The sequence below is a fragment of the Paenibacillus sp. USDA918EY genome (genome assembly GCF_009870825.1).
In the GTDB taxonomy this organism is placed as follows: domain Bacteria; phylum Bacillota; class Bacilli; order Paenibacillales; family Paenibacillaceae; genus Paenibacillus_AQ; species Paenibacillus_AQ albilobatus.
Genome location: NZ_WTWY01000029.1, coordinates 19,877 through 27,994, shown reverse-complemented (window position 1 = coordinate 27,994; position 8,118 = coordinate 19,877). Strand labels below are relative to the sequence as shown.

The window sequence follows — 8,118 nt, the reverse complement described above, 5'->3', positions numbered from 1 at the left end:
GTCTCCAGCCAGCTGCTGCCCTCATTTTGAGCAAAGCCGATTATGTCACCTTGATCCAAGTGCGGGAAGCCGCGGGCGTCCATCGTGAGTGGCAAATAAGAAAATCCGCTCAACGCAACCAATAAGTTGTTAACCATGGCCTGCGTCATAAACGGATTTTCGAACTGCAGCGTATGATTTTCATCTCCGGATCCCGCTTCGAATGACAGATCGTCCTCGGTATTATACGTGACCACGATCCGGCTGTAAGACTTAATCGGATTGGTCTGCTTGACCCGAATGTAATCGGCCGTCGACATTTCAAATACAGAAGGGGCATTCGCGACAAACCGTTTGAACCGGATGACGCCGTCTTTGCCCACAAACACGCTTGCACCGTTTGCGCCGGCGATGTAGGCCAATACCTGCCGGCAAGTATATCCGGCGGGCCCCGCCTGAATTTGGTATGACGGATTGATCACGACGCTGCTGTCATATGAAAATCCCAAGCGATTGCAAATTTCATCCCATACGGCCTTTTGCGTGGCCGGATATGAGAGCTGCGAGATATACGCGACATCCGCAAAAACCAGTTTGTCATAGCAGGTATAGGTCCATACGTCATTGATCTTTTCCCGGCTGTCAACGAAAAACTCCCCAAGCGGCAGCCATTCCGTGCTACCGCCCGTCCAAGGGATTTGCATGTCCTGCCACGGATAAATAGCCTGATCCCATGTCAGGCCCTCCGTGGAAATTGCCAGGTACGGGACAATCCGGGCATTGGCTGGAATCTCATTTTTCGACCGCAGCTTGATGATCAGCTTGTTTGGGATCGCTGTCCCGATCTCGAAGCCGTCCGAGAGTGTCAGGCTGTTCTCAATAGAAAACTCAACGATCTCAGCATTGGTGTATTCCTCGCCGTTTATGATCGCCTTGATCAAAAACTCCCGTTCATGCCGCTTCAAATAATCCGCGTATAGCGGTGATATTGGATACATAGCATCACTTCTCCGTCAGCGTGACCTTCAGGCCATTCCACAAAATCTCATTGCCCTTTTGCACAGCAAACGGTGCCGGACGATTACCGACATAAAATGTCTTTGTCAGATGTGTCCCGGCCATAGGATCCGGATATGTCACGCTAAAAAATACCCCGTCCATTGCTTTCAGAATGGCCGAGATTTGGGACCAGTTCAAAACGCCCCAGGACAATTCAATCTGCCTTTTGACAGCGATGCGGTCCCGGTTCAACGTTCCGTCGGCCGTCCGGACCGAGGATTCTCCGTCATCCAGATCCATCGTCGTCACCTGAAACTGTGAAGGGTAGGCGGCGATCTCCTGCCCGTTAATCTTTAGCATTCAAACACCCCCTACACGTCTAATAAAGTACGCCCTGCTTGACGCTGAGCCTTGTTAATCGTCTTGATGACCATTCGGCCAAACTCCGTTTCCCCGATCTGCAGCACTGCCCGGTTGTCTTGATTCCGGAGTGCTTCCAGGATCATCATCAATACCTCAATGACTCCCTGATTACTGGACCCCAGCATCTCTTGCAGCTTGGACAGAGGCGATACGACTTCCGGATCCGCAGATGCTCCTTTGTTATCACCGACCATGGCCAGCGTTGGCCCATAGGCAAGGCCACCTTTTGCGAGCTTTGGAATCTCCGGAATTTTAAATCCAAAGTTCTTCCCACCAACGCCGGGCACCCAATCCGGAATGTCTATATTCACTTTGCTCAATTGCCGGATCATCCAGTTAATTGCTTCGATAACGGCATTGACTGCGCCCTTGAATATACCAACAATAGCGTCGCCGATACCTGACATGAACGTCTTTATGCCTTCCCATGCGCGTTTCCAGTCCCCCGTAAACACACCCGCTATGAAGTCAACAATTCCGCCTAGTGCCTTAATAATACCTTTAGCGGCATCGATAATTCCGCCAAGTGCGGCCCCGATAACCCTCAAAATACCATCAAAGATTTCGGCAAATATTGGACCCAGCTTTTGCACCAGCCAGTTTACGATCGGCAAAACGAACTTGTTAAAGATGTCCAATGCAGCAGTGGCGAGTTTGCCCACAAAATTAAGGACTTCCTGCACAAGACCTTTTAAATGCTTATCCCATAAATCGGTCAGGAATTTGAGTGCGCTCTGAGTGATAGGCTTCAGGAAGTTATCCCATAGGTTGCTCCAAAGCTTTTTAATGCCATCCAAAGCTTCTTTAAGACCGTTAATAATCTTTTTGCCCCAGTCGTCCCACCATTTAAAGATCATGTCCAAAGTGTCTTGGATGACCTTGGAGATCAGCTTCATGACTGGATCGACTACGCCTTGCCATATGTCATCGAAGATCTGTTTTGCCAGATCAAAGAGCTTCCGGAAGATATCCTGGGCTCCCATCCAGAATTCCGTTAGACGTGGTAGTCCTTCGCTTACAAATTTACTTAGAATCGGGAATGCAGAGTCCCACAAGGTTTTTACAACATTAAGGGCGCTATCCCCCAATCCTGCCAGCACATGACCGGCAAGCTCGATACCCTGCTGCCAGAATGGCACTACTCCAGTCAGAAACCAGTTTTTAAGCGGCTCCCCAAGTGTCATGATATCGGAGAACATAATTTTAAACTGCTCTTTCCACTGAGCCAAAACTGGGGATATTTCACCCCAAGCCGTTTGAAAGCTCGGACCAAACGTAGACACCAGCCAATCCCAACCGGACTTAACGCCATTCCAAGCCGAGTCAAACGCAGCCTTTACGTCGGCCGCCAGTTTGTCCATTTTAGCCTGTATGCCGGTGATGTCCATGTCAGGCATCTTCATTTCAAAGCCTTTATCACCGCCGCCGCTGCCGTCATCCACGCCGGTATCGGCCTTCGAAAAGTCCAAGGTGTTCAGCTCATCAAAGGATGCTAAGGCCCCTTTAGCTTCCTTGCCGGCCTTCTTCGCCTTTTTACCGTATCCCTCCATGGCCTTCTTGGCCGTCTCGATGCCCTTCGCTGCCTGGTAGGACTGCTGATACGTTTTGCCAAACAAGGCGGAGATAAAGGCGGCAATGTAGGCCGTCGCCTTTGCGAGGAAAGACATCAGCGCATTTATCGCCGGCAATATCGCCTCATAGATCGGCTGAAAGGCTACCCGCAGGTTTGTTCGGATCGCGTTCAAGCTTGCGGCGAACTGGGCGTTTGTACTGAGCGAGCCAAGCAAGTATTCATTAAAACTATGAATGGCTTTGTACAACACAGCAAAGACGAAAACCTGTTTAAGTATGCGGCTGAATGCGCGCGTCATGGAGTTTCCCATCCGATCAGCACCGCGGCCGGCGGAAGACATGGACGATTCTGCACCTGCAGCAGCTTTGGCCGCTCGGTCCAGGTTTCCCTTCGCGCTTTGCAGCGGTTTGTTCGCCTGAATCACCTTCTGTCCCAAAGACTTCATGGGCTTTTCAGCTTCCGCAGCGGCCTCCCCGGCCCCTTTTAAGCTGTCTTCGAGATCCCATATCTTCTTGGATGTCTTGTCACTTGACTGCGTAAGCCGGAGCAAAGCTGCTTCGGTATTGACGATCTTTTCTTGGAGCTTAATTTTACGAGCATCATTGAAGGTATTTTCGTAAGCCTCTTTAAGACCGGCCAGCTTTCGTTGCTGGATCTCAATTTTGGCATTCACGTTATCGAGTACCGCGGTCAGGCTTTCAATTTCTGCCTGTACTGCCTTTTCATCAATCTCGGGAGCCTTGACCTTGGCTTTTCTCTTCGGAGCAGCTGGCTCGGCTGCGTTAGCATCAGGCACGTCCGACGGAGCTGACTTCCACTTGGGAATAAGCAGCGGCAGCTTGATCCTACCCAGCTTTCCACCGATCTCATCGATCGCGGACTCCGCCGCAGCCCGATTGCGGTCGATGGAGTCTTTCATCGCTTTGTCTGCAACACCGATCACCTTCAGCAGTCGGCTTTCTACGGCTGCAACGGAAGTCTCCATCCCGTCGACAATGCCCTGCATCGCTGTTTCCGTTGTCGTTTTCAGTGTTTGCGAGATGTTGCCGGCAAATCCTTTTAAGCTAAAGCCACCAAAGGTGGACTTTAAGGACTTGGTCAGTTGCTCTCCGATCGCGCCGGCCGCGAGGGAGATTTGCTTGTTTAGATCGTTGCCGCCGACCAGCTCAAGCCCTAAGCTTACCTTGCCGACTTCGTCTGACATTCGTTCACCCCCCCCCTTGCCAGACAAAACAAAAAGACGCCCTTTATAAAGGCGCCTTATCCGAATGCTTGCTTTATGATGTTCTGGAATTCCTGTACAGCTTTGGCCGCTTCCTCGTCAGTCCAACGGGCCTGCTTGAGCTCCCTGGAGCGCCATTCATTGCGGATCCGGTGCTGCTCCGGGCTAAAATGCTTCAGCTTCTCGCGGTCATTCTCGCTCCGGACGGAGACAACTTGACCCAGCGGGGTCTCCGGCATGATCCCGGCCAGCAGTGTGCAAAATTCATCCCAGGTCATGTCTGGCTCTGCACGCAGGCGAATACCATACTGAGCTGCGATGGATGCCTCAATAAGCGCCCAATCTTCGTACAAGTCGTACCAGGTGTTAGGCTTGGCTTTTGGCTGCGAGAAATCGGGCTTCCACCGTTTCGTAATCCTCGCCAAGTGCTCCAGCAAGGGCAGCTACAAAAATGATCTGATAATCAGCGAAGGAAATATCCGATTCATTAATTTCCTTTACGGCTTCCTTACCCAAAGCCAACTCAAGCACTTCATCAAGGTATGCGGTTCCCTCAGAGCCTTCATCCATTTTTGACTGAATCGCCAGCACCGTATTTTTACGGTTGTCGATCTCGTATTCCTTGCCTTCGCCCAGCTTTAGCACTGGGCGCTCATTTGTCAACTTACCTGAAATATCAATTGTCTTTGCCATGGATTATCTATCCTTTCGAAGTTTATTGTGTAGTCGGCCGTCGTAGCGACCGCTGCTTAGGGTGTAGCTGAAGCTGGAGTGTATGTTGGTTTACCGTCCGACATCAGCTCACATTCAAGTGCGGACACGGCCGTACTGTCGCCGCCGTTTGGAGCTGATACGTTCACGATGCAATCAAAGTCCAACTTACTGCCGTCCGGAAACTCGATGCTGCATTTGCTGGAGCAATCCAGCCCGGACTTCCATGCTGTGTTGGCCACGTAATCATTCCCGGGATCGCCTACATGACGCTTGCCGTTCAGGGTAATAGAAAAGCCCTTCCCGGTCATCAACCGGCGGACCCAGCCTTCCGTTTCCATCGGCGTCCATTCTTCCACGTTGCCGTCGATCGCAATCTGAAATGTCTCCATTTCCTTGATCAGCGCCATTTCCTGTGCAGTACTGGCGCGCCCTTTGGTGCCGATCTTAAAGGCGATGTTAAAAACGGGGAAGACCCCGCTGGTTACAGTCGCAAATGTCTGTAAATTAAGTTTCAACACATCGCATACCTACCTTTCATGATAAATGTGTGTTTCAATGACATATTCATAAATGCCCTCGCTGTCGGTTCCGACGCTGATCGGCTGAGGCGTCACCATCCGAAATTGCACGATACGCTTGCCGCCGATCTCCGCGGTCTGGCCAAACAAGGCATCATATACCTCTTGGGCTTTGATCTCTGCAACATCAGCATTTCGGCCCCAGTGTACAAGGATCGATACCGCTTTGACCTGATAACCCGTTGCGTCTATGCCGCCCACAGCCAGACGAACTGGGGCACCTGTTGTGTTATACAAGACGATGCACTGTTCCTTTTTCGCATCAATCTTGCCGATATACCACTGCGGGCAAGCGACCTGCGTCTTAATCCAGTCACGAACCTGCGCCAAAGTAATCATTTGATCAACCCCTTGGACAGCTGCTTTACGAATGCGAGAAATGTTGTTTTGGCAAAATCCTTCTTGTCCCCGGACTGATACGGCTCCATCCACTTCCCGCGGGCATTCGGGTTTTTGTCCGTCCGGAAATTGTATTCCGGATGCCAGTACAGGCGGCGAGCATACGGCGTGTCAAATACGATTCGTGCCTTGCCTTGTTCCACAACGACGTGCCCGCTTCGCTCCAGCTCCCCGGTCTGCTTCGGGACAACGGCAGACGTGACGATGTCCGACTTGACCGCTTCCGCTGTCATTTCAAGAGCCTGCTGCTGGATCTGTTCTAAATTCTTTAGAGCTGCCTGGTTGAGTGTGACTTTCGCGGTGATCTTCATCAGCTCAGCTCCAGTTCAGTCGAAAATACGGACCCGTCCGGGTTACGCGGCCGCTTCGCTCGGTATATCACTTTGCGTTCTCCGCCGATCAGTACATAGCCTTCAATCGTCTTACCTGGGTTGATGTCGCCCTCGATGATGATCAGACCGGACAGCTGCACCAGCTGCCGCTCCGCATTCAGCACTTGCCGCGATTTCTCATCATAGAAGCATTTGCCATCATGGATCAGATCCTCGATCGGCTCTCCATCCTCTGACAGCTCCGTCTGGTACACCTTGACCGGCGTGACCTGGTTCCAGCTCGGGAACGGAAATTTCATCGGCGCAGCCCCCTATTCGTCAGCCCTGTCGGCATGAGTAAATCAAGTACGGCTTCCGTGGTCTGTACCCCACCCGGACCTTGTACCGATTTAAACGTCATGCTGGTGCTGCCGGCACTGTATCCGGACAGGGGCATGGTCAGATAATCGCCATACTTAAATACAAAATCCGCCTGCTGACAGGTCGCTTTGGTCACATTGGTACGCTGAAAAGGCGTGAGGTTATCAAAACCCCACGCCACAATGCGGTTATATGTTAGCCGGTCAATCTGATCGGATGCCCGGTCCAATGCTTTCTCCAGCTTATCCGCAGGGATTAGGCCGTCACCGTACCGATCGTAATCGGCTGCCGTTGCGTAGGCCATAATGTCACCGCCTATTCCTTGCCGACTTCTTTCAACTTTTTATTGGCTTCTGCAAGCTTTTCCTTCAGCGATTTGTTTTCCTTCTGCAGGGTTTCCACCTGCTCCTGAGATCCGGCAGCCTCCAGTTTTTCTTTCAGTTCGGCGTTCTCCCGTTGCAAAACTTCATACTGCGCATACGGTACAGTTTTAGACAGAGACGATTCCAGCGGCACCAGCTTGCCATCCTGCTCTTCGGCGATATCGTATCCAAGATTCAAATAGCTGGCTTTCTCCGTCTCCTGAATCTTGAGCTGTTTGTTGCCCTTGACTGCATATAACATATAAACTACTCCCTCCATTTCGGCTAAAGCCGTTCTTATTTCTCGACGTTGATTTGCACACCAGTGACTTTACGCTGAATGACGAACAGGTCAGCGTAGCGACGGTTTTGATAAAGCCATCCATCACCATGCGTATGGCTGCCAGGCTCCCACAGGTAAATTGCACTGTGCTTAACCGGAGCGAGGACAGCGGACGGATGCACCAAGATCATGTTAATCTGCTTCGCCCCCACCCCTGGGACTGCGCCATCCGTAAAATCATAAACAGTCTTGAGTCGATCACTTGGCACTGGCTTCAATTCCACCTCATCCAGACGACGAACAGCACGAGCGACGGACCCGTTAAAACTCTGTACTCCAATGAACCGCTGAATATCCTCAGCATTTTTCAGCAATTTCATAACGTGAGGCGTAGCGTACAAGAGACGTCCGGATTCTGGGACTGATGCCTCATCCATGCGTTCCATCATTTCATCGTACATTTCAAGAACATTCGATTTATCAAGCGCCTCCGTTTGAGCAGTTCCCCCATAAGTTGTGAATTCGTCGAACAACTTGGAGTAGCGGTATTTATCAAGCTCAGGAATTGCCTGCTCCGTTTCAAAAAGGTTCGTTACGTTTGCTGCAGAAAGAGTCTGGTTTGTTTCGTCCACGTCCATGGTGTCCACGAAGAACTCGACGTCGCGGTCGTGCTGCAGCACTTTGGTTTCGTAATCGTTTGAAATCGCCTGACGATTCCAGCCCCCCGACCGGGCATGGTCCTTATAGCCAGCAACGTCGAGGCGAGGAATTTTAATTTCCTTAGCCCCGGTCCACATTACTCGATCCGTAGTCAATGCCGAGGAAGTAAGCTCCCGAGCATATTTTTGCTGCAACTGCGTTAAAAAGCTTGCTACATAGTTAAATGCCATAATT

General features: G+C 51.2%; 11 protein-coding genes and 1 pseudogene. All 12 read right to left on the bottom strand.

Going from position 1 to position 8,118, the window contains the following annotated elements; genetic code table 11:
* Positions 1–977 (bottom strand): annotated as a pseudogene (locus GQY55_RS29980) (hypothetical protein); the annotation flags it as partial.
* A 4-nt stretch (positions 978–981) separates the two neighbouring features.
* Positions 982–1,338 carry a DUF6711 family protein gene (locus GQY55_RS29975; protein ID WP_160045580.1) on the bottom strand — a complete coding sequence of 119 codons (357 nt, stop codon included), beginning with the start codon at positions 1,336–1,338 and terminating at the stop codon, positions 982–984.
* Between the two features lie 11 nt (positions 1,339–1,349).
* Positions 1,350–4,178 carry a phage tail protein gene (locus GQY55_RS29970; RefSeq protein ID WP_160045579.1) on the bottom strand — a complete coding sequence of 943 codons (2,829 nt, stop codon included), beginning with the start codon at positions 4,176–4,178 and terminating at the stop codon, positions 1,350–1,352.
* A 56-nt stretch (positions 4,179–4,234) separates the two neighbouring features.
* Positions 4,235–4,621 (bottom strand): Gp15 family bacteriophage protein, encoded by a 387-nt coding sequence (locus tag GQY55_RS29965; RefSeq protein WP_236575959.1) that lies wholly within the window; start codon positions 4,619–4,621, stop codon positions 4,235–4,237.
* Complete coding sequence (locus GQY55_RS29960; protein WP_160045578.1) at positions 4,563–4,889, bottom strand: hypothetical protein; 327 nt, start codon at positions 4,887–4,889, stop codon at positions 4,563–4,565. The genes GQY55_RS29965 and GQY55_RS29960 overlap by 59 nt, the downstream gene beginning before the upstream one ends.
* A 56-nt stretch (positions 4,890–4,945) precedes the next feature.
* The gene (locus GQY55_RS29955) at positions 4,946–5,428 is read right to left on the bottom strand and encodes a phage tail tube protein (protein ID WP_236575958.1); all 483 of its coding nucleotides are present in this window, start codon (positions 5,426–5,428) and stop codon (positions 4,946–4,948) included.
* Between the two features lie 9 nt (positions 5,429–5,437).
* Positions 5,438–5,827: a phage tail terminator protein gene (locus GQY55_RS29950; protein ID WP_201452274.1), complete on the bottom strand. Its 390-nt coding sequence runs from the start codon at positions 5,825–5,827 to the stop codon at positions 5,438–5,440.
* Complete coding sequence (locus GQY55_RS29945) at positions 5,824–6,198, bottom strand: minor capsid protein (RefSeq protein ID WP_160045577.1); 375 nt, start codon at positions 6,196–6,198, stop codon at positions 5,824–5,826. The genes GQY55_RS29950 and GQY55_RS29945 overlap by 4 nt, the downstream gene beginning before the upstream one ends.
* Entirely contained in the window at positions 6,198–6,518 is a 321-nt protein-coding gene (locus tag GQY55_RS29940) for a hypothetical protein (RefSeq protein WP_160045576.1), read from the bottom strand. Before GQY55_RS29940 ends, GQY55_RS29945 begins: the two co-directional genes overlap by 1 nt.
* Entirely contained in the window at positions 6,515–6,883 is a 369-nt protein-coding gene (locus tag GQY55_RS29935; RefSeq protein ID WP_160045575.1) for a hypothetical protein, read from the bottom strand. Before GQY55_RS29935 ends, GQY55_RS29940 begins: the two co-directional genes overlap by 4 nt.
* Before the next feature lie 11 nt (positions 6,884–6,894).
* Entirely contained in the window at positions 6,895–7,203 is a 309-nt protein-coding gene (locus tag GQY55_RS29930; protein ID WP_160045574.1) for a hypothetical protein, read from the bottom strand.
* Between the two features lie 35 nt (positions 7,204–7,238).
* Positions 7,239–8,114 carry a capsid protein gene (locus GQY55_RS29925; RefSeq protein ID WP_160045573.1) on the bottom strand — a complete coding sequence of 292 codons (876 nt, stop codon included), beginning with the start codon at positions 8,112–8,114 and terminating at the stop codon, positions 7,239–7,241.
* Between the last annotated feature and the right edge of the window lie 4 nt (positions 8,115–8,118).